The sequence below is a fragment of the Oscillatoria nigro-viridis PCC 7112 genome (genome assembly GCF_000317475.1).
In the GTDB taxonomy this organism is placed as follows: domain Bacteria; phylum Cyanobacteriota; class Cyanobacteriia; order Cyanobacteriales; family Microcoleaceae; genus Microcoleus; species Microcoleus nigroviridis.
The window spans coordinates 6,836,758-6,859,859 of record NC_019729.1; the positions used below are offsets into that span (position 1 = coordinate 6,836,758).

The 23,102-nt window shown below is 47.8% G+C and carries 10 protein-coding genes; 4 read left to right on the forward strand and 6 right to left on the reverse strand.

From position 1 onward, the window contains the following. Nucleotides 1-134 precede the first annotated feature (134 nt). Nucleotides 135-2,255: an FAD-dependent oxidoreductase gene (locus OSC7112_RS28440; protein ID WP_015179136.1), complete on the forward strand. Its 2,121-nt coding sequence runs from the start codon at nt 135-137 to the stop codon at nt 2,253-2,255. 38 nt (nt 2,256-2,293) lie between these two features. Here the strand turns inward: OSC7112_RS28440 and OSC7112_RS28445 are convergent, their stop codons facing one another. From OSC7112_RS28445 to OSC7112_RS28455, 3 genes are all read right to left on the reverse strand, one after another. Continuing rightward, entirely contained in the window at nt 2,294-3,625 is a 1,332-nt protein-coding gene (locus OSC7112_RS28445; RefSeq protein WP_015179137.1) for a hypothetical protein, read from the reverse strand. Between the two features lie 251 nt (nt 3,626-3,876). Continuing rightward, a complete protein-coding gene (locus OSC7112_RS28450) occupies nt 3,877-4,539 on the reverse strand; it encodes a (2Fe-2S) ferredoxin domain-containing protein (RefSeq protein ID WP_015179138.1) in 663 nt (220 codons plus the stop codon). Nucleotides 4,540-4,612: 73 nt separating this feature from the next. Further along, nucleotides 4,613-4,858 (reverse strand): Asr1405/Asl0597 family protein, encoded by a 246-nt coding sequence (locus OSC7112_RS28455; RefSeq protein WP_015179139.1) that lies wholly within the window; start codon nt 4,856-4,858, stop codon nt 4,613-4,615. 355 nt (nt 4,859-5,213) lie between these two features. On the opposite strand from OSC7112_RS28455, the gene dpsA reads away from it, so the two are divergent. Beyond that, complete coding sequence (gene dpsA, locus OSC7112_RS28460) at nt 5,214-5,756, forward strand: DNA starvation/stress protection protein DpsA (protein WP_015179140.1); 543 nt, start codon at nt 5,214-5,216, stop codon at nt 5,754-5,756. A 132-nt stretch (nt 5,757-5,888) separates the two neighbouring features. On the opposite strand, the gene chlP is transcribed toward dpsA, so the two are convergent. After that, on the reverse strand, nt 5,889-7,109 hold the full coding sequence (chlP, locus tag OSC7112_RS28465; RefSeq protein WP_041622782.1) for a geranylgeranyl reductase: 1,221 nt from the start codon (nt 7,107-7,109) through the stop codon (nt 5,889-5,891). A 442-nt stretch (nt 7,110-7,551) separates the two neighbouring features. On the opposite strand from chlP, the gene OSC7112_RS28470 reads away from it, so the two are divergent. Together OSC7112_RS28470 and OSC7112_RS28475 are read left to right on the forward strand one after the other, a co-directional pair. After that, the gene (locus OSC7112_RS28470) at nt 7,552-7,944 is read left to right on the forward strand and encodes a hypothetical protein (RefSeq protein ID WP_015179142.1); all 393 of its coding nucleotides are present in this window, start codon (nt 7,552-7,554) and stop codon (nt 7,942-7,944) included. 1,185 nt (nt 7,945-9,129) lie between these two features. Continuing rightward, complete coding sequence (locus OSC7112_RS28475) at nt 9,130-14,499, forward strand: AAA family ATPase (protein ID WP_015179143.1); 5,370 nt, start codon at nt 9,130-9,132, stop codon at nt 14,497-14,499. 128 nt (nt 14,500-14,627) lie between these two features. On the opposite strand, the gene OSC7112_RS37380 is transcribed toward OSC7112_RS28475, so the two are convergent. After that, nucleotides 14,628-18,752, reverse strand: coding sequence for a DUF4347 domain-containing protein (locus OSC7112_RS37380; protein ID WP_015179144.1), 4,125 nt, complete (start codon nt 18,750-18,752; stop codon nt 14,628-14,630). 320 nt (nt 18,753-19,072) lie between these two features. Continuing rightward, entirely contained in the window at nt 19,073-22,909 is a 3,837-nt protein-coding gene (locus OSC7112_RS34825; RefSeq protein WP_015179145.1) for a CHAT domain-containing protein, read from the reverse strand. Nucleotides 22,910-23,102: the final 193 nt, after the last annotated feature.

Consider the following 23,102-nt stretch of genomic DNA (forward strand, 5'->3'; position numbering starts at 1 on the left):
CGATCGAAAACCTAAAAATCTGAGAACATTGTAAACTTATTTAAAACTCAATAAGTATTCGGGAGTATAGCCTACTTTGCTCCCTTGTCAACTCCCCCATCTTTATTAATTTATTCAGAATTGAGACCCTAATCATGCAAGAAATTCTTTATCTAGAAGTCCCGACACCGGATACAGCAGCCGTCTGCACTTGGTTGCAGGACGAATTCGATCCCGGAATCGGAGAAAAAATTATTACTCCTGATGGCTTTCGCCTGCTGTCAACCGCAACAGCAGCCGAGGTTGTGTTGTCTGGAACTCAAAATGCCAATCCAAAACCCGCCTTCGCTAACACCAATTCCGAAAACGACAATTCCCGATCGACAGAACTTTCCCTCTTTGTCTGGTCACTGCAACGCACCACTTATTTAAAAGTCTTTCGTCTAGAAGAGGCGCCCGTTGGAGAAAGAAAGTTCCTGCAAGCTCTGAATCTTGCTGTGAAAAACAAGTTTCCCGATCGCTACCGGGAACCCCCTGTCATAGACCTCTCCAAACAGTCAATTTTTGAGGCTCTTGCCCCCGATTACCCCTTGACCGTCAAATACTTCCAAAAAATGCCTCAAGGCGAATACGACCTCAAGCGCGTCTACTGGTGGGAACAGCGTTGGCGCGAAGGCACTCGCAATCCTCAAAAGCCAAAACAAGTAGTGTTTTTCAAGGAAGAGGGAACAGGGAAGAAGGCAGAAGACACGATTTCGGTGTCCCATTCTGGCAATACTTTTTACGACTTAATTTATATTGGCGGGGCCTTGGGAGTGATTCACGCGGCAGTCATGGCGAGATTGGGCTACCGAGTGCTGCTAGTTGAGCGAACGCCTTTCGGGCGGATGAATCGCGAGTGGAATATTTCGCGGGACGAAATTCAAAGCTTAATTGATTTGGATTTATTTACTGCTGCAGAAATCGAAACTTTGATTGCCAGAGAATACAAAGATGGCTACAACAAGTTTTTTGATGCTAACAATCCGCCCGTTGCTAAAGCGCCAGTTCTGCACACACCAAAGGTACTCAATTTAGCTTTGGACGGAGAGAAATTGCTGAATTTAGCGGGACTTAAGCTAACAGAAGCTGGTGGAGAAATCTGGGACGAAACAGAGTTTCTGAGAGCCGATGTTGAAGCAGAAAAAGTAGTAGTTCAGGGCCGCCACTTGCCGACAAAAGCCGATCGTACTGCATTAGGACGGTTGCTGGTGGATGCAATGGGTTCGGCTTCTCCGATCGCTTGGCAATTGAACGAAGGGCGGACTTTTGATAGCGTTTGTCCGACAGTGGGAGCAGTCATCGACGGAGGATTTGAGCCGGGAGTATGGGATTGCGAGTACGGGGATGTGCTCTGCACTCACGGGGACATTTCCCGCGGGCGCCAGCTCATTTGGGAGTTGTTTCCCGGCGCCGGCACAGAACAGACAGTTTATCTATTTCACTACCACCAAGTACATCCAGAGAATCCCGGTTCTTTGCTGGAAATGTACGAGGATTTTTTCGCAATTTTGCCGGAATACCGCCGCTGCGATGTCGATAAATTGGTGTGGAAAAAACCGACCTTTGGTTATATTCCGGGGCATTTTAGCACTAACAGCAGCGATCGCTCCGTGGCGATCGATCGCCTAATCTCGATCGGGGACGCAGCATCCTTGCAATCTCCCCTCGTTTTCACCGGCTTCGGCTCCCTCGTCCGCAATCTTTTCCGCTTAACAGACCTTTTGGATACAGCTTTAAAGCACAATTTGTTGACGGCAAATCACTTAAATCAAATTCGCGCCTACCAGAGCAATGTTTCAGTAACTTGGCTGTTTTCTAAAGGCATGATGGTTCCCACGGGTCTTAGTTTGCCACCCCAAAGAATTAATTCAATTCTCAATACCTTTTTTGGTATTTTGGCAGCACAAAAACTCGCCGTCGCCGAAACTTTTATCAAAGACAGAACCGACTGGCTAACTTTCAACCGACTGGCGATCGAAGCAGCCGGAAAAAACCCTTCTCTCCTCTTGTGGATTTTAGATTTTGTCAGCTTGGGGGATATTTGGCGCTGGCTGGGAAGTTACTTGAATTTTACTCTGCTGGCTTTGGCCAGTTTCCTCTTCGGATGGCTTCCCAGCTTCGCCCGCAGCGTACAGCCTTGGTTGGAACCCCGGTATCCGGCTGTTTGGCTGTGGCTGTTGGCTACCAGCTATGCTCTCACCTACGGTATGGGAAAGGGGAGAAAAGAGTGTTGAGTTTTGACTCAAAACTCAACACTAGCAACTTCAGTTCGCTATCGAAAACTCGGCAATTCAATTTCAGCTAGCGATCGGCGTTTTTTAGAAGCCCGCAGCGGACTGGCAATCAAGGTCAGCCAGTCGGGTTGCGCGACTGCTGTAGGTTTTGCCACACTCGATCGCACTTCTTGAATGCCAAAGGTTTCAACGGAGTTCAAAATTTGAAAAGCCCTGGCCAATTCTTGGGTGTCCACTTTGGTAGCAGTTTCGGGTTCCGACTCCGCCACCGGCAGTTCAGGTTCCGCAACCGGTTCTGCCGAGTCAGTTGCCGGCTCATCAGGCTGGTAGGTTTCGCTCTCCTGCAATTGAATGACGGATACTTGGGCTAATTTGTTGAGTTCCGTATTGGCTGGGGATTCAGGCTCGATCGCCTCGGCAGCAGCCGCTACCTCTGGATGCTCTTCGGGTTCCGACCAAGGTTGGACAGGAGAAGCGTTGAAGGCTGGCGGCAGCGGCATCTGAGAGCTTTTGACCGCCGCCAGCAAAGATTCTAATTGCGCGCTGGCGGTATCGGCAGCATTGTCAGGCGGCTCGATCCTCGGCGACTTCACCTGCGGCCTGTCCAAACTTCTTTCCAAGGCAGCTTTGAATTGCAGGGTGTGGCGCTGCTGGCGGTGCAAGCGGGCTCGCAATTCCCTGCAAATATTTTCTGTGGCTACTAACTGGTGTAACTGTTCGTTGTAGCGCTCGACAGTAGACGCACATTCTCGCTCAACAGTCGCTAGCCTGACTTGGCTGGTTGCCAACTGACTTCTTAAACTTTCGACTAAAATTTCTTGACTTTGGAGGGTTTGATGGGAAACTTCCACTTTCCCAAAAAGCCGCGTCAATTGTTCTTGAGTATTTTCGAGTTCTGCAGTCCGCTGTGCTAGCAAAGTTTCGCGATTCTGCAAGGTTTTTTGGGACTCTTCGAGAGCTGTTTCTAGCTGCGCGATGCGCTGCAAAAGGTCGCGGTTGCATTCGTGCAGCGCTTGCATGAGGGTGACTGGGGTCGATCCTTTGCCCTTAGCCTGTTCGGCATTCCCAAGCATATTTTTTAGATTGTCTGAAATCGGGGGCGAGCCCGCCTCGGTCGGCTGTGTCTGAGATTGCGAATTTTTTGTTTCAGGTTGTGTGGGAATTGCATCTACGCCGATGGCGTTGGGAAAATCTACTGTTTGCCAGTCTTCTTCTGGCTGTTGGAGTACCGTTGCGGGAGTGTCTGCAGCATCGGGGGCGATCGGCTCAAAACCCCCAGCATCAGCAATATTTGACTGCAATGGTTCGGTATTGGATGGAACAGCAGGGTGCGGTTGGTGCTGATGGGCTCGAAGATCAGCTTCTGACATGGCTTTTTATCCCAATAGTCACAGGGTCTGTGATACAGTCTATCCTTAGAGATTCTACAGAAGAAAGCCCCTAAGTGACAGTTGTTGTCATTTTTCCTATTTTTTCGGACAAGAGCCTCTGAATCGAGTGGCGCGATCGAACTCAACCCGAACTCAAATTAAGGCGTGAGATGCGCCTGCGATCGCCCCGAGTCTTATCAAAATAATTTTTCCCGATCTCTAACGCACTCTTTCGGTATCCCGGCGATCGCCTAAGCTTTAACAACTGCACAATGTTTGTCAATAATTGCTGGAACTTCTGCCGGTGCAATGCGGCTGTAGCGAGTTTTGTCCGGCATCACAACTATATTTGGGCCTGCTTTACACTGTTTGAGACATCCGGTTCCCTGTACTGTCACTTTGTCTTCTAAACCGCGCGCATTCAAAGCATTTTCTAAAGCTTTACAGACTCCTCCAGCGCCCCGCTTCTGGCAGTCGGATTTTTGACATACTAATATTTTGGTTTGGTTTTTTGCCGGAGCTTTTACAGTTTGAGCTGCTGTGGGAGAGGTGACTTGGGTTTTGCCGATCGCGCGATCGTCGGATGTCAATACCCCAACAGGTACATTGGTGGAATCGAGGTGTTCGTGCGAGCGATCGTCGTTGCCCTGAGCCAGCTTGAGGCTGCGAGCTTTAAGTTTTATTTTACCGTTTTTCAAGTTTAGTTCTTTCTCACCTACAACTTGAACTCTCAACCCGGGGGTCAAAATAGGCGACAGAAATGACCGCAATTCCTTGCAAAGTTTAACAAGATATTCTACTCCGCGATCGCTGCTAATTCGCAAATATTTAAGTTTACAGCCATCTTCAATAATCAGGGCGAGGATTTCTCCCTCTAAACTGAATTCGGACACTTGCTTGCCAGATTTATACATTGTTATGACTCCTTTAAATCCCTTAAATCCGTTACATCTTCTACACTGCTCGTTGCCGAACTTCCTTCTACCTTTAGCCCCTTTGCCAGCAGCATTCCAGCCACTGCACCAGTTCGCCCCTCGGCGCACTGACTTGCCTCAACACGCTCATTAACTGAGCCGCTTGTTTAACTGTGTTGACTTTTGCCCGCAAAGGTTGGTCAACCGTACACCAGCAGGGAATTTCTAGTTCTTGCAAGCGTTTGTAAACTTGCCACCTATCTAGCCAACTAACTTGCACAATGTCACAAACTTCTAATTCTGGATCTGCTGGATTCATTTTTTAACAACAGTAATTATTTGCATTAATTTTTACCCTGACTGGTAGCGGGTAGAAGTTAAAAGCCAGATTTCAGCAGAACATCAAAGACGATCGAAAGCCCTTCCTGAAAAATTCTGCCTTTTGCCTTCTGCCTTCTGCCTTCAGAAGGTTCGCCCCACTTTCAGGAAGCGTTTAGAACGAGCATCTTTTTAAAGCATAACCCAACTGCTAATAATTCTCAATAGATTTAGCAAAAAAATTTCCTACTCTACAAAATCTTCCACTATCGAGGCAGACCCTGCTTGACGGGTAAATCTAGGGTGCTAGACTGACTCTATTGGCAACAAAACTGCCTATTGAGAGGAGAACACACATGGCCCAGACTCAGAGTGCATTGAGACCATTTGGCCACATAGCCGAAAACCCAGTTCTACTGGAACATTCAGTCACAGCACCGATTTGTGAAGGGATGAACGCGCTGCTGGCCAGTTTTCAGGCTCTATACCTGCAATATCAAAAACATCATTTTGTGGTGGAAGGGGCAGAATTTTACTCCTTGCACAAATTCTTTGAGGAAAGCTACGGAGAAGCTCAAGATAGCGTCCACGAGTTAGGCGAACGGTTAAACGGGTTGGGCGGCATACCAGCAGCGGGTTTTAGCAAGTTAGCCGAACTGTGCTGTTTCGAGCCGGAACCAGACGGCGTGTATTCCTGCCGCCAAATGCTAGAACACGATTTGACGGCGGAACAAGCTATTATAAGTTTGCTGCGCCGTCAAGCAGGACAAGCAGAAAGTTTGGGCGATCGAGCTACCCGCTACCTCTACGAAAAAATCCTGCTGAAAACAGAAGAGCGAGCTTATCACATTTCCCACTTCCTCGCCCCCGATACCTTAGTGCAATTGAACTTGAACTAACAATTCTTCTTCCTCCTCTTCCTTAGCACACGTGGCACAGGCGTCTCGCCTGTGAATTTTGACGAAAAAAAGCGAGCAGTTTTGTGACTGCCCGCTTTTTTATACAAAGTGCGTTCGATCTCCTGCTGGGAATTAAGGCGCTAAAGCATTCCCACGCAACAAGCTACCAATGGTTTTCGCAGTAATCTTCATCTGAATGAAGGGATTGGCCGGTACCACTGTTTTATACAAGTAGCTATCGAATGTGAGTTTCTGCACGTCGCGATCGGCACACATTTCCACAAAAGCTTCGCGAGTCGCATCGGAACGGTAAAACACCCGCTGCAAAATGTCGAGAACTTTGTAAGTAATGCCGTAGGCTTTATCCCACCGCTTCAAGTAAATCTTAATTTCCTCTTCAGTCGGAATGCGCGCGCCTTTATTGGAAATCTCCACAATAGTTTCGGCGCACATCCGGCCAGACTTGGCGGCAAAATAGATACCTTCGCCGGAAGACTTAGTAACGTAGCCGGCGGCGTCGCCTACGAGAGCAACTCGACCGACAACCCGGCGGGGACGCGGATGTTCCGGGATGGGGTGAGCTTCCACTTTAATAATCTCACCGCCCATCAGTTTTTTGGCAGCGCGGGCGCGGACGCCTGCTTGCAGCTTTTTGATACTTGCTTGATTGACTTTCATCGTGCCGGTACCGACGGCTACGTGGTCGTATTTGGGGAACACCCAAGCGTAGAAGTCGGTAGATACGTCGTCGCCGACGTACATTTCGGCTAAGTCTTCGTAGTAAGCCATTTTATCTTCTGGCAGGCGGATGCGTTCTTGGAAGGCGATCGCATAATTGTAGTCGCCAGCGTCGATCGCCTTTGCTACGCGGGAGTTGGCGCCGTCAGCCCCAATTACCAAATCCACCTTCAGAGTTTTCTGAATTCCCATGGCACTGCCGTCGGAGTGGTCGGCGTAGTGGAGAATGTAGGGGTCGGTGTTGTTGGCGGGAATCTCTAATTTGTGAACGGTGCCGTTAATCAGTTTTGCACCCAAGGAAGCTGCGCGATCGCGCAGGAAGCCGTCAAGCACTTCGCGGCGGCACATACCGATGTATTCATGTGCGTTTTCAATATTGATGTCCACCTCGACGTTGGAGGGGGAGATCATTTTCATTTTTCTGACTTGGCGGTCAATAATATTTTGCGGCAAGTCAAATTCGCTCACCATGCACAGGGGAATCGCCCCACCGCAGGGTTTGGCGTTGTCTAATTTACGCTCGAATAGGTATGTTTCGATGCCTGCTTTTACCAATGTTTCGGCGGCGGAAGAACCCGCAGGGCCTGAACCTACTACTGCAACCCTTAGTGTCAAAGCTTTTCTCTCCAGTTTTTTTCTATAGGCATTACTCAGGTGTGATGGTATCACGGACTTTGGATGCCGTGGGGTGAAGCTGGGGAGATTTCAATGAAATGAAACAGAGCTTAACAGTTCGATACGAAAATCGGGTTTCGGGCAGTAGGTGCGATCGAATATCTTAAATTTTTCAGTGTAGGTGAAGGTAGATAGACGGTGATGTGCGATCGAACATTTTGCACTATTTTCTAAGAACAGGCTTTCGGGCCCGTTCCGCGAAGAATGAATTTTCTGCTTGTGGGGTGGGCTTCTAGCCCGCCCGCCCTGAACAGCATTTCGGGCCTGTGAAGCGAAGAGTGCATTTGGTTTTTGTGGGGTGGGCATCTTGCCCGCCCGCAACAGGTTAGAACCAGTGCAATAAGTTACATTAAAGTTACTTGCAGTTATATCTAAAATTCTTATGCTCGGTAATTTTCAACAAAGCAACCTGCGGATTGAGCTTGAAGCTTCCGAAACAGCGATTAGAGACAGCTTGTTGCGTCCGAGTCAATTGCAGCAGTGGCTGTGGCCGCAGCAGTTGTCTGGCGGTTTGCCGGAAGAATTTGCTCGAGGTTTGACCTTTACAAGTTGGCTGGGCCCCGTGGCAGTTCAGCATCACGTTGATATTGTTGAGCACAATTGTCTGCGGCTGTTGTTGAGTCAGGGAATTGACGGATTTCACGAGTGGTATTGGGGCGATGGTTGGGTGCAGTCTCGGTTGGAGGGAGTGTCGCTGCTGCCGCTGAATTTGGGGCAAACGGCTAGTTTACTCCGGCTGCGGGAGTTTGTAGCCCGCAAGGGTAAGCGGAAGTAGATAAATGACTTTCCCAAATCACGAGCACAAAGTCTGGTAGTCCTGCATAACAACGAAAAATCCTAAACATTTTTAGGGATAAAGAAGCGTTGTAACGATCGATAAAATACCACAAGGCTCGCACAGGATTGGAGATCAGTTTAGATTAGGAAAGACTCTTTCTTACAACAATAGCGAGATATCCTGTACATCAGGGAGTTCTTGCATCTTTCGATATCAGAAGTTTTGCCCGTATCTTTCCCGACAGATTTGTGTCGCTGGCGAGGCAAAACTTTTTTATATCCGACCCAAAAATCTGTATAATGGACGGCACATTGTCTGTAAACTTCTGGGAGGGAATCCCAAAAACCTTTAGCACCCATTTCAACTCGACTTCCTATATACCAATCCTCGCATCATTTGTGAATTTCTTACACCCTCCCCGAACCTGGGGGGATGGTTGGCGTGGGGTAAAAAATTTACGACTGATTTAGGATTGCTATAAACCCCGAGAATTTCTTTGGTTAAGGCATCAATTGGCAGCTCTTTCCACGGCTTGTTACCCTGATGCTCTACGAAAGACTACATTTCATCACGTTAGATCGTTAGCTTGCCTTGGTTTTTTGACTTTACATGAACTTTCCGGGAGACTGATGCTAATTGTTGAAAAACACATATAGCGGTTCTCAGGTAAATGAGGTATACAGAAACCCTGTATTGTCAAGCTTTCCAGGTCAAAATTCGTATCTCACCTTTTTGAGAAAGGCTATAGTATTGGAACGAGCGGGGGGAGACCCTCGTGACTGTGACAATCGCAACTCAAGATATTTTTTCTAATAAAAGCCGATCTCTCAATTTTTTTGTTTCTTCTGAAATCCTTTGATGTCTGGGGTTTTAAACAAACTACCTGTGACAATATATACATTTAAAGTTTTGCTTAGCGCTGGGGGGTGGGAAAATTTTTAACGATGTTTGGAGAACCGAAACGGGGACAATTCATGGAGTTGAGAATTAACAAGGCTTAGATACGTCGCATTATAACTCCTTACCCTGACTCTGCCAGACCACCTGAAAGCCACTTCGCTGCCGAAAAACTAAGAGTGTGTTATAAAAACATAATTTGTTCCTTTCTAAAGCGCTATTCTCGACACAACGAACCCGGTGTGTTTTGACAGTGCGTTAATTTTTACCAGAAAAATAAATAATATGCTCTCCATTCCAGGCATTGCCATCCAGAAGTTGCTTTACGAAAGTGCCAACTCTCTGGTGTACCGGGCGATTCGGGAAGCGGATCGCCAACCGCTCATCCTCAAACTGCTCAAAGAAAGCTACCCTACACCTCAAGAATTGCTACGCTACCGCACCGAATACCGTATCACCCGAGAGCTGAAAGAGGCGGGAGTCGTGCAAGTTTATGACTTGCAAAAATACCAAAACAGCCTGGTGATTTTTGTAGAGGACTTTGGCGGGGAATCCTTGAAAATATGGATGCAGCAGCGAAAGTTTAGCCTCAAGGAGTTTCTGCAAATTGCGATCGCTGCCACTGAAACTTTAGGACAAATTCACAGCGCCAATATTATACACAAGGATATTAACCCTTCTAATATAGTATTCAATCCAGCGACCGGACAGCTCAAAATTATCGACTTTGGCATTTCCACTCAGCTAACGCGAGAAATGCCAACCCTGAAAAATCCCAACGTTTTAGAAGGAACCCTCGCTTACATCTCGCCGGAACAAACTGGTAGAATGAATCGCTCTATCGATTACCGCACTGACTTTTACTCCCTCGGCGTCACCTTCTACGAATTGCTGACAGGAAAACTGCCTTTTGAGACAGAAGACGCTTTAGAGCTAGTTCACTGCCACATTGCCCGACAACCAGTTCCCCCGCACGAAATCAAGCCAGAAATTCCCGTAATTGTGTCTCAAGTTGTCAGTAAATTGATGGCGAAGAATGCGGAAAATCGCTATCAAACTGCATTAGGTCTCAAGCAGGATTTAGAAATGTGTCTGGTTCAATTACAAGAAACCGATAGCATAGAAGAATTTGAGTTGGGAACGCTCGATCTTACAGACCATTTTCTGATTCCCGAAAAGTTATACGGCAGAGAAACTGAAGTTGTGCATCTATTAAATGCCTTTGAAAGAGTTCGTAATGCTAGTGCCGAAATGATGCTAGTAGCTGGCTTTTCTGGGATTGGTAAAACCGCAGTAGTGAACGAAGTCCACAAGCCGATCGCCCAACAGCGTGGCTATTTTATCAAAGGCAAATACGACCAATTTCAACGCAATATTCCTTTCTCAGCATTTGTGCAAGCATTTCGAGAATTGATGGGACAATTATTATCAGAAAGTGACGCTCAGTTACACAGATGGAAAACCCTGATTCTCACCGCAGTAGGCGAGAGTGGACAAGTCTTGATTGACGTAATTCCTGAATTAGAACACATCATTGGCGCTCAAAGTCCTGCACTAGAATTGTCGGGGAGTGCCGCCCAAAATCGCTTCAATCTGCTGATGCAGAAATTTGTGCAAGTATTTACCCAAGCAGAACATCCATTAGTGATGTTTCTGGACGATTTGCAGTGGGCAGATTCGGCATCGCTGAAATTGCTACAACTGTTGATGGAAGATACGGGGCATCTGTTAGTATTGGGTGCTTATAGAGATAATGAGGTATCACCGGCTCATCCGTTTATGTTGACTGTGGATGAGATTGTGAAGTCGGGAGCCACGGTGAATACGATTACCCTGCAACCGTTGAGTTTAGCAGATCTCAATCAGTTGGTAGCAGATACGCTGATTTGCGATTTATCTTTAGCCGAACCCCTGACAGAATTGGTTTATCAAAAAACCCAAGGTAATCCATTTTTCTCGACTCAATTCCTCAAGGCGTTGCATGAAGATGGTCAAATTATTTTTAACCCCCCTCAATCCCCTATTAGTAAGGGGGGCAGTCAAGGGGGGTGGCAGTGCGATATTAATCAAGTTAAATTTGCCGACGCCTCGGATGTGGTGGAGTTTATGGCGGCGCAATTGCAGAAGTTGCCGAAAGAAACTCAGGATGTTCTCAAACTTGCCGCGTGCATTGGGGCGCAGTTTGATTTAGAGACATTGGCAGTAGTCAGCGAAGAATTACCAGAACAAACGGAATCAGCGCTGTGGAAAGCCTTGCAAGAAGGACTCATTTTAGTGATTTCAGAAGGCTATGATTTAATTCAAGCAGATGCTCGATCCCCGAATCAGTCTGTTGCTAATCCCACTTATAAGTTCCTGCACGATCGCGTCCAGCAAGCGGCTTATTCATTGATTCCCGACGACCAAAAACAAGCCACTCATCTGAAAATAGGACAGTTACTGCTACAAAGTTCTTCCGATATAGAAACTGAGGAAAAAATATTTGATATTGTGGGGCATTTAAATCAAGGAATTGAGTTAATCCATCAATTAATTGAACGCTCAGCCTTAGCCCAACTCAACTTAGAAGCTGGACGTAAGGCTAGAAATTCTACCGCCTACGCTGCGGCAAATATCTATCTACAAACGGGGCTCGATCTACTGGCACCTCAATGCTGGCAAACTCAATATGAATTAACCCTAAATCTTTATGTAGCTGCTGCTGAAATTGCCTATTTAAATGGTGATTTTGAGGGGATGGAACAGATGGCAGCACTGGTTTTGCAAGAAGCCCAAACATTTTTAGATAGAGTTAAAATTTACGAAATTAAAATTGCTGCTCAGACAGCCCAGAGCAAGGTGTTAGAAACGATAGCCGTAGCAAGAGACGCACTCTTACAATTGGGGATTGAACTCCCTGGCGAGCCTGATGAAGCCAAAATTGGCAAAGCGCTACAAGCCCTTACAAACCAACTAAGCGGCAGAAAGATTGAGGAATTGGTTGACCTACCTGTGATGAGTGATCCACAGACTCAGGCAGCTATACAACTGTCTAGTATGATATTTCCACCCATTTTCCAGGGAATGCCCGGTTTGCTTCCCCTGCTGAGCTCCACGATGGTGAGTTTATCGCTGCAATTTGGGAATGCACCCGCCTCTACTGTGGGGTATGCGATGCAGGGGATGGTGTTATGTACCTTTTTAGGAGATGTCGAAACCGGCTATGGCTTTGGGCAATTGGCACTTTCATTGCTAGATAGGTTCAATGTACGGGAATTCAAGTCTATAATTCTGCTGTTGTTTGGTGGTTGGATTCAGCATCGCCAAGAAGCTCTTTTGGCAACGATACCGACGCTGAAAGAAGGCTATAGGTTGGGCATGGAAACAGGCGACTTTGTAGACGCTGGCTACAACATATATATTTGTTTTTATACTCATTTATTCGCTGGGGTAGAACTCGACACTTGGGAACCAGAAATAGCAAGTTACAGGGCTGTCATGGCGCAGTTAAAACAATATTCTGCGCGGGTTTATTTGGATATGATTCAGCAGACGGTGCAAAACTTGAGGGAAACCCAGATTCGGCCGGATTTGTTAATAGGCTCTGCCTACGATGAAACGGTGATGATTCCCAGACACTATCAGGATAATGAATTCACGGCGATCGCCTGTGCCTGCATCTTCAAACTGCTGCTTGCTTACTGCTATGGTAATTACACGGCTGCCCTAGACCACATTACCCAAGTCAAACAGTATTTGATGGGAGTATCTGGATCGGCTTTTGTTCCAATTTTTCATTTTTATGCCGCCCTGACGCACCTGGCACTTTTTCCCGAACAGCCAGCCATTGAGCAAACTGAAATTATTGCCTTAGTGGAAACCCATCAAAGCACGCTGCAAAAGTGGGCGCAAAATGCTCCCATGAATTATCTGCATAAATGGTATTTAGTGGAAGCAGAACGGCAACGGGTGTTGGGCAATAAAGCCGAGGCGATTGAAATGTACGATCGCGCAATTGAAGGAGCCCAAGAAAACGAATATGTTAATGACGAAGCCCTGGCCAACGAACTAGCAGCCAAATTCTACTCGGAATGGGGCAAAATAAAAGTTGCTCAAGCCTACATATTTGAGGCGTATTATTGCTATATTGAATGGGGAGCCACTGCTAAGGTAACGGATTTAGAAACGCGATATCCACACTTATTTGCGGTAACTCAACCGGGAAGGAACAACACTCAAACTACCGTAGCAATGACAACGACTGGTTCGGGAAATCACCTAGATATCGCCGCAGTCATGAAGGCTTCTCAGGCGATTTCTGGAGAAATTATGCTAGATAAGCTACTGTCTAGCTTGATGAAAATTTTGATGGAAAATGCAGGGGCGCAACGAGGCTATCTGATTTTGTTAAGCCAGGGACAACTGTTCATTGAAGCTGAAGGGAAAATCGATGACGAACTCGTCACCGTGTTGCAGTCAATCCCCGTTGAAACCTGTCAAGAACTTGCTGTCGCAATTGTCAATTATGTGAGCCGCACTCAAGAAAGCGTGGTACTGGATGATGCTGCCCGATCGGGACAATTTACCAACGACCGCCACATCCGAAAGCATCAGCCAAAATCAATTTTATGTGTGCCGCTGATTAATCAATCTCAAATCATTAGTATTGTTTACCTAGAAAATAATTTGACAGCGGGAGCTTTTACGCCAGAAAGAGTGGAAATATTAAAAGTGTTATCTGGACAAGCAGCAATCTCGATTCAAAATTCTAAGCTTTATACAGAAGTACGCGAAAATGAAAGCAGGTTGGCTCAACTTAACAAAGCTTACGAGCGATTTATTCCCCATCAATTTCTCCAGTTTTTAGAGAAATCAAGCATCATTGATGTGGAACTGGGCGACCAAGTGCAGTTAGAAATGTCGGTGTTGTTTTCCGACATTCGCGACTTCACCACGCTTTCGGAAACTATGACACCGGAGGATAATTTCAAATTTATCAATTCTTATCTTTCTCGCATGGAACCCGTCATTAATGAAAATCACGGGTTTATCGACAAATATATTGGCGATGCGATTATGGCGCTGTTTAGCGGTGAGGCGGATAATGCGGTGAAAGCGGGAATTGCTATGCTGCACCGTCTCGCTGAATACAATGAATACTGCGCTAAGGCTGGCTGTGCGCCGATTCAGATTGGGATTGGAATTAATACGGGTTCTTTGATGCTGGGAACTGTGGGAGGACCAAATCGCATGGACGGGACAGTCATTAGCGATGCGGTGAATTTAGCTTCTCGTGTGGAAAGTTTGACGAAAAATTATGGGGTGGCGCTATTAATTACGCAGCCAACTTATACGCGCCTGAAAAATCCATCCCAGTACGCAATCCGCACTCTCGATACGGTAAAAGTCAAGGGAAAATCCGAAGCTGTGACGATTTATGAGGTGTTTGATGCAGATCCGCCAGAAATTAAACAGCCCAAGTTAGCTACGCTGGAATTGTTTGCAGAAGCTAGGGCACTTTACTCAGGAGGGAAGTCATTTGAAGCGGCGCGGCTTTTTGAAGAGTGTTGGCGTCACAATCCGGGCGATCGCGTGGCTAAAATGTACTGGGAACGCTGTGAGTCTGCATTGGTGACTCGCACAAAAATCAAAGACAGGCTACACAATTTACATTAAGCGGTTGTTATACCTGAAAATCACAGCCAAAGTGCGATCGACTGCTGAGACACCCTACCAACTAGGCGATCGAAATGAGGTAGCTATGTTGCGGCGCTAAAGCGCTTTAGCGCCACAACATACGCAGTCTAAAAAGTTACTGCCTGAACTATACTGCTGGCAGTGACTCCTTTCAAGACAGCTAAATATTCCCCTGTTACCTGATACTGAATTATAGTATCGCTAACATTCGCGCCGGTTCCTTGAGCAATATTTAACTGGTTAAAAGCAAGGGGGCTAATTAAATCAATTTTGTCTTGATTTAGGGTAAAATCAGCGATCGCATCAGCGGCGGCTAAGTCTGTTCCACCAGTATCGATCGCGATCGCAAACACATCATTTCCCAATCCGCCTGTGAGAGTGTCGGCCCCCATTTCTCCAAATAAGTAGTCATTGCCCCCGTCGCCAAACAATATATCGTCGCCATCGCCCCCGTAAATGCGATCGTTTTCCTTACCTCCGTAAATCAAGTCAATACCGCGATCGCCACTAATAAATTCACTCCCTTGGCCGCCAAAAATAATGTCATTGCCATCACCGCCCCTGATGCCGTCATCCCCTTTTTGTCCGTAAAGCAAGTCATCGCCTGCTTTGCCATGAAGATAGTCATTGCCGGGGCGTGCGTGGATAATATCATTCAATGCCGATCCTGTGGCGCGATCGTCCTTGTCTGTCAAACCGATTACTGACTTTTGGGACAAGGTTTTGACATCGCCTAAGTTGTCGTTATCGCTGATATTAACTGTGAGAGGGGCGACGAGATTATTATACAATGTGTCATTGCTGCTAGTGGCGTGGCTAATTGGACTTAGACGATCGCCCTCAACAACCGCATCGTCAACCGCAGTCAGCGTTACCGTTTGGGCGACATTCCAATTGTCGGGAGTAAAAGTAAGGGCCCTTTGGCTGACAGTAACTTGGCTTTCAGGAGTAATGGCGACGGTGACATTAGCAGTTGGTTGAGTATTTAGCCGCACTTTGTATATATCGCTGCCCAAGCTTTCCAGTACGTTGGTACTGCCAAGTGGTTCAAGGAAAATGACAGCCGGAGTACCTAAAGTCGGCGTGGGAATTGTTGGCGTGAAAGTCGGTGTTGGCGTGAAAGTCGGTGTTGGCGTGAAAGTCGGTGTTGGCGTGAAAGTCGGTGTTGGCGTGAAAGTCGGAGTTGGAGTTGTGGGAGTCGGTGTTGGTGTGGGAGTTGTGGGAGTCAGAGGTGTGGGAGTTGTGGGAGTCAGAGGTGTGGGAGTTGTGGGAGTCAGAGGTGTGGGAGTTGTGGGAGTCGGTGTTGGTGTGGGAGTTGTGGGAGTCGGTGTTGGTGTGGGAGTTGTGGGAGTCGGTGTTGGTGTGGGAGTTGTGGGAGTCAGAGGTGTGGTGACTGTAGCTTCGTTGTTGCCTGGAGTCGGGTCAGCGGTAGCTGAGGTACTTCTGGCGGTGTTGCTGACGCTGCCGGATGGGGGTGCGATGAAGCTGACTGTGTTGGTGACGGTGACACCGCTGGCTAAGCTGGCAACTGGCGCGAAGCTGACAATACCTGTATTGCCATCGTAGACACCGCCGTTGACTCCTGTTAAGCCGGGAACGATGCTGTCGGTAATGGTGACGTTTTCGGCTGTGCTCGGGCCGTTGTTGACTGTCGAAATTGTGTAAGTGACTGTTTCACCCGGTGCTGCTGCCGTAGTCCCGGTTTTGGTGGTAACAACGTCGGCACTAGGTGTCAGAGTTGTGGTGACTGTAGATGCGTTGTTGCCCGGAGTGGGGTCAGCCGTAGTTGAGGTACTTCTGGCGGTGTTGCTGACGCTGCCTGATGCTGGGGCGATGAAGCTGACTGTGTTGGTGACGCTGGCGGTGTTGGTTAAGCTGACAGCCGGGAAGGTGACTATACCTGTATTGCCATCGTAGACACCGCCGTTGGAGGGGATGACTCCTGTTAAGCCGGGAACGATGCTGTCGGTAACGGTGACGTTTTCGGCTGTGCTGGGGCCGTTGTTGACTGTCGAAATTGTGTAAGTAACTGTGGCACCCGGTGCTGCTGCCGCAGTCCCGGTTTTGGTGGTAACGAGGTCGGCACTAGGTGTCAGAGTTGTGGTGACTGTAGCTTCGTTATTGCCCGGAGTGGGGTCAGCCGTAGGTGAGGTACTTCTGGCGGTGTTGCTGACGCTGCCGGATGCAGGGGCGATGAAGCTGACTGTGTTGGTGACGGTGACACCGCTGGCTAAGCTGGCAACTGGCGCGAAGCTGACAATACCTGTATTGCCATCGTAGATACCGCCGTTGACTCCTGTTAAGCCGGGAACGATGCTGTCGGTAATGGTGACGTTTTCGGCTGTGCTCGGGCCGTTGTTGACTGTCGAAATTGTGTAAGTAACTGTGGCACCCGGTGCTGCTGCGGTAGTCCCGCTTTTGGTGGTAACTAGGTCGGCAAGAGCAGCAACAATTGTAGTTGAGACTTGAGAGAAGGGTTGGGAGCTATTGTTGTTAGCTAGATTGGGGTCGAAAGTGCTGGAGGTGCTATAGGCACTGTTAGTTAAGGGAGCGGTGACTGTTGGGGAAACTGTGGCGGTGATGGTGCGGGTTTCGCTAGCACCGTTAGCCAGAGTCGGAATCGCCGGCCAGATGACCGTCCTCGTTGTGGGATTGAAACTACCGTTGTTGTCAGTGCTGACGAAAGTTAAGCCCTCTGGGAGCGGATCTTGAATCAGGACGCTTTCGGCGCTGTTGGGCCCGTTATTTGTGGAGGTAATCGTATAGGTAATGGTGCTATTGGGTATGGCATAGAGCGGGCCTTTTTTAACAATGGAAACGTCGGCTACAAGTGTAGGCGGATCTATACTTTGGACGATGACATTGTTAACTTCGTGAATGTTTGTGTTTCCCCCTGTCGAAGCAGCAAAGCCAAATTTAAAAGTACGTGGCACTGCTCCGTTTACGCTTGCCAAATTTGGTATGTCGAGCAGTGTTTCGCCCGCATCAAATGTGCCGTTGCTGTTCAAGTCAAAGGCAATTGTCAGACGGTTAGGTGTTGCTGAAGTCGTCGGGAATAATGTAACTTGAACGGTTCTTTTAGTATTAGCATCCGTGCGACTGGTTGCATTTATATTATCTATGCCACCGGGAACGACTGTGCTACCTAAAAAATTATAAGATGTGCTTTGGCTGCCTCTAAGTCCTACTGCATCAGATAGCTGCCCCGTGCCCCCCTGTTTTCCAGCAACAGTGCTAGAATAATTGCCAAATTCGTCTAATCCGACACCTAAATAACCTCCTACAATACCGGGTGAATTTGAATTAGTATTTTGAGCATAGCCGAGAGAGCCGCTAAAGCCTCCCGCTTGTGTTGGCGTAGCTGTTCCATCAATGAGGAAAAAACTAATGCCATCGGCACCAAGGAGGGAACCATCCCCTGGTGAAGGGACAGTACCTCTGTTATAGGCAAAGAAATCAAAGGTAACTCTCAGACCTTCTGTGGCAGAGATGGGGTTGTTGTAGATTACAAAAGCTGCTTGGTCAAAGGCGTTTGAGGTTAATCTCAAAGTACCTGTTCCGGGTGTATCGCCAGTCCCTAAAGCGGGAATAACGCCGCTGCTGTTGGGTGTACTACCTGCGGTTAAGCCTGGGTTAGCTGTAGAGGCGTTGCCAACTCCATATATCCAAGGCCCGATTACGGTTGAATTTTTAAATTCTTCAGCAGCTAAGGTAGCCAGGACTGATGTGTAGCTTTCTAGGACTTCTTTTTCAAAGGCTATGTCGGTATTTATTTGTCCTGTAGTAATTTCTAATTCCCAGTCGCCACCTAATGCTGCACTCCCTGTTAGGTTATTGGAAGCGGCAATATTTGCCCCGGTTAATTCGCTGAGTTTTTGTAGGAATTTAATGCCGGATTCGCCGGCGGCTATGTTACAGCCGTAAAGCAGAATGCTGCCGGATTCGTTAAGGGCTTTTCCCCACTGCTGCAATTGGTTGCTGTAGGTTTCTAGATTATCAATATTAAGTTCTGCCCGGCCGATTTCTACTGCTGCTTCTCTGCCGTGAGAAACTATGTGCAAGCTGGTGATGCTGCGTTGACCCAGAATTTCGGTGATTTGCTCGATGCCATCGAGCGTTTCATCTAGGATAATCACTTCAGCATTAGGGGAAACGCCGCTAATTAAACTCTGGTAATCTTCAACATTTGAGTCAATAAAAACTAGAGTTGAAATAAGTTTTTGCTGTATCATTATGCAACCTCTTTAATTGTTTAATTTTATAGATTTCACTCAAATAGAACTTACAGCAGATTCCACGTTTATGAAGTACCCCCGCCTATCGTTCTATCCCCGTAGGGACAAGGCATTTCCCATTAGTGTCAACTTAAGCTCAAACCCAGTCAGAGACTGCTGTTTGACTATTAAATCTCCATCCCCACTAGCCCCCCTTAAGAAGGGGGGATAAGAGTCTTATCAAAGTCCCCCAACAACCAGGGGGATTTAGGGGGATCGAGATATGTGCAACTTCACATTAAATTGGTATTACGATTGCTTTGTTCCTCGCAATGACATTACCAAGGACTTCCAATCATCGTAAAGCCCGACCAATAATAAGGATGGGAAAGGTTTTCATTACCTAGTTTAGCTAACTCGGGCGGCAATTTTAACTCCTTATTTGAGTTTGACAAAATTAAACGACCATTTTCAATGCGAACTTGACCTTTGAGCATGGCAATTTGAGCCTGCCGCAAGGCTTCGGCTTTAATAGGCGCGACTTTTAACCGATCGTAAAATTCAGCCATTAACCCTAAAGTACCTTCATCGCTGACGTACCAAAGACTCGCCAAAACGGACTTCACCCCCGCTTGCACAGCTAACCCCGCAAAACCTAATTCGGTGTCATCATCACCCACAGCAGTTCTGCAAGCGCTCAACACCAATAGCTCAACTTTAGGTGGCTGATTCCAGCCTAGTTCGCGCACGCGATCGAGTGTTAACCTTCTATCTGATAACTGAATATAAGAATTGCTCGGTGCTCCTGGCTTAAATTCTCCGTGAGTGGCGAGGTGAATAATCCGAAAGGCTTGGGCCGTACGTTGCGACCTAAGATTGTTGAGAGTAAAGGTTTGGTTGAGGAAGGATTCGCCTTTCCATTCGGAGGCAATAGCATTAAGTTCAGCAGGCACTGCTGGCAATGGTTGGTTATTGGTAAATTGCGAGGCTCCCATTGCTAATACTTCCGCATTTTTAACACTTGCATAGCTAGTATCGGTTAAGTTGACGCTGGGAATGAGTCCGATGCTGTACTTTTCTACTAGAAATTGAGAACCGTCATGGAGGGCGGCTAAGGGGAGCGATCGCAACCCTGCATCCATACTAAAAACTAGCGTATCGATTCCCTGAGCTTTCAAATCAGCTTCCAAGGGCGCAATTATCCACTGGTAAAGTTGTTGGGATGCTGGCAAATAGCTCTCAGTATTGATGTTTCTGGGATTAAGGAGTTCATCCCTAAAATTGGCGGCGACTTGCATCAAAGTTTCGCGCCGGGCGGCGGGGATGCTTTTGTAAATTGGGATGCCTGTAGGGGGAACTACGATCAGGTCTAATTGTTCAGGGCGGGCTAAGGCGTAAATAATGGCTGGTTTTTTACCAGTTTGGCTGGCGATGACTCTAGTTCTTTGCTGTATGGCCGTAAAAGATTGCAAATCCCGCCTGATTTCCTGGTTGACGTATGACCCCACTTGTTCGCTGTAGAAGATATCGATAAAGAAACTGGCTTGTGGGATATCGCCTCTATCGATTAGCCGTGTGATATCGCTGGGGCTAACTCTACTTAGAGGCGATGCCGTTTGGACAACTTCGCTTACCCAATCGGATCTGTAGTTAAAAAGAGATTCAATTCTATTAATGCTATTCAGATTGTCAGATTGAGAGAGTGCATTGGTAATTGAAATATCCGGTAATGTCGTTTGTTCTGATATTGGAGATGGCGCGGGTTCCGGTGTTGGAGATGGTGGTGGTGTTGGAGATGGTGGTGGTATCGGAGATGGTGTCGGTTCCGGGGTTGGTGGTGGTGCCGGTTGTGGTATCGGAGATGGGGTTGGTTGTGGGGTTGGTGGTGGTGTCGGTTGTGGTGTCGGAGATGGGGTTGGTTGTGGGGTTGGTGGTGGTGTCGGTTGTGGTGTCGGAGATGGGGTTGGTTGTGGGGTTGGTGGTGGTGTCGGTTGTGGTGTCGGAGATGGGGTTGGTTGTGGGGTTGGAGATGGGGTCGGTTGTGGTGTCGGTTCCGGCGTTGGTTGTGGGGTTGGTGGTGGTGTCGGTTCCGGTGTCGGTTCCGGGGTTGGAGATGGTGTCGGTTCCGGTGTCGGTTCCGGTGTCGGTTCCGGTGTCGGTTCCGGTGTCGGTTCCGGTGTCGGTTCCGGTGTCGGTTCCGGCGTTGGTGTCGGTTCCGGCGTTGGTGTCGGTTCCGGCGTTGGAGATGGCGCGGAAGTAACGATCGCAATATTGCCCTGAGTGTAACTGCTAGGCGGCACCGGCACCGCAAACTCTGGCGAAATAGTCTCGGAACCTGATGTAATCGCTCCCGCCGTCCCATTCGTTGTCGCATCGCCGACAATAAAAGGTGTAGTCGTGCTCCCCGCGTGGCGAAGAGTAATCGCGCCGCCACCCGTGCCATTAGCGCTGGAAATGCTCGCATTTACACCGTTACTATCTGTAAAAGTGCCGCTGACTGTGAGAAGATTGCCAGCCGTGAGGTCAATACTGCCGCCAGTGGACTGGAGAGTGCCTGTAACGGCGATGTCGCTAGCAGCATTGAGGGTAATATTACCCCCAGAAGTGGCGATCGCATCCAGCGCAATGTCCCCTCCCGACTCCAAAATCACAGGCCCGCCTGCTGTCGAAATCGCTCCCACTCCGATGCTATTGCCCGAAGCAACACCCCCAGAAGCAAAAAACGTCTCCCCTGCAGTGACATTGGGCGGTACATTCGCAGCATTCGCCAGAGTCGAAACGCCCGATCGCAGAATTAAAGCTGCACTACCTGAAAGCACCGCCGCATCTGGATCGGCAGAACCTGACAAAGTAGTATCTGGCCCAGTGATACTAATATCTCCCGCCGCGATCGCGCCTTTTGCTTCTACCTTAAGTGAGGTTCCAGTATAATCCCCAAATCTCACATCTCCCTCGGAGCTAATAATCGGGTCGTACAAACTCACAAAACTGCCGCCGCTGCCAGCCAATGTGAGAATACTTACATTACCTCCCGCAGTGAAGTGAGCATCACCGGAAACAGTGCCATTGCTCAATAATGTGATATCCCCGGAGGATTGGAATGCAGGGCTAGGGTAATTTAGGGCCAAGATATCAATATTTTGATTACCTTGTATAGTCAGATTGCCGCCTGCGATCGCCCTGAAGGGATAACTGCCATCCCGCACGCGCACCGTATCTCCAGCCAACAGATACAAATTGTTCTCAGTAAGTAGCTGGCTTTCTACCAAAGTGAGATTACGTGCTGCCGAGAGTGTAGCATTCTGACTGTTAACAGTAGAACTAGCGATCGCCACATCCCCGCTTTCCACCCTCAAACCCGCCGTCAAAACCACTTCTCCAGCACCGTTAACGGAGATACCAGTAGCAGAGTTCCCACCTGCGCCCGCAAGCAATTGCGGAAGAGACAAAGGCAGAGACAATTGCCCATTCTGTGCCAAAAATCCCCCTTCAACAACCCCAATTTCTAAACTCAATAAATGTCCTTCTTGACTAAGCCGAATAGCATTTTTACCGGGGACAGCAGCGACAATAATATTACCTTGGGGAGCATTCAGGGAACCAGTGCTGATGACAGTACCGCCAATTAAAGTTATACTTTGTCCCGGCAAAACAGCTAAATTACCTGCATTAATAATACTTCCCGGTTGGCTGAGATTAAAGTAAAAAGTGTTCGGATTTCCTATCAGCGTACTGTAATCGTTCGCTCCAGCCACATTGAACAAACCGGAATCAAAACCGATGTTAGTAGCAGTAGTAGCCGTAAAAGCAGCCGGAAGATTCAAGCTAGCATTAGGGCCAAAAATAATGCCCGAAGGATTGATTAAAAACAGGTTGGAATTGCCGCCACTTACTTGAATTAAACCGTTAATAATAGAAGGATTGCCGCCTACTACCCGACCCAGAATGTTGCGAATGGCGGGATTAGAGATAAAATTAGCAATCTGCCCTTCGCTAAGCCCAAACTGTTGAAAACTGTGGAAAAGATTCGCTCCATCTCTAGAAGTTTTGCCGCCTGTAATATTCAAGCGATCGCCGCTAGGCGTGACAGTAGTGCCAGTGTCATTAGGTGCGGGAACAATGGGTTGTGCTTGTACCACCGCTGTACTCAAAATAGTGGCTGCGATCGCTAGCATTGCAGCACCCTGTATAGAAAAGAAGGCTAGTTTCATTAGCTTTGGGCTGGCAGAGCACGTATCGGACAATTATAACTTTAAGGTATTGGCTGCTCAGTGCGGTCAACTGCGGCGTAGACTTAGCGATTAAGAACGTCGTCACCATCAGGGCGGTTGCTATACCTGAAACCTAAATTCTGCACCCTAAAATGTC

What these genes read in the sequence shown, in the direction of transcription:
- OSC7112_RS28440 (WP_015179136.1), top strand. Translation starts at nt 135, where the DNA reads ATGCAAGAAATTCTTTATCTAGAAGTCCCGACACCGGATACAGCAGCC.
- OSC7112_RS28445 (WP_015179137.1), bottom strand. Translation starts at nt 3,625, where the DNA reads ATGTCAGAAGCTGATCTTCGAGCCCATCAGCACCAACCGCACCCTGCT.
- OSC7112_RS28450 (WP_015179138.1), bottom strand. Translation starts at nt 4,539, where the DNA reads ATGTATAAATCTGGCAAGCAAGTGTCCGAATTCAGTTTAGAGGGAGAA.
- OSC7112_RS28455 (WP_015179139.1), bottom strand. Translation starts at nt 4,858, where the DNA reads ATGAATCCAGCAGATCCAGAATTAGAAGTTTGTGACATTGTGCAAGTT.
- dpsA (WP_015179140.1), top strand. Translation starts at nt 5,214, where the DNA reads ATGGCCCAGACTCAGAGTGCATTGAGACCATTTGGCCACATAGCCGAA.
- OSC7112_RS28470 (WP_015179142.1), top strand. Translation starts at nt 7,552, where the DNA reads ATGCTCGGTAATTTTCAACAAAGCAACCTGCGGATTGAGCTTGAAGCT.
- OSC7112_RS28475 (WP_015179143.1), top strand. Translation starts at nt 9,130, where the DNA reads ATGCTCTCCATTCCAGGCATTGCCATCCAGAAGTTGCTTTACGAAAGT.
- OSC7112_RS37380 (WP_015179144.1), bottom strand. Translation starts at nt 18,752, where the DNA reads ATGATACAGCAAAAACTTATTTCAACTCTAGTTTTTATTGACTCAAAT.
- OSC7112_RS34825 (WP_015179145.1), bottom strand. Translation starts at nt 22,909, where the DNA reads ATGCTAGCGATCGCAGCCACTATTTTGAGTACAGCGGTGGTACAAGCA.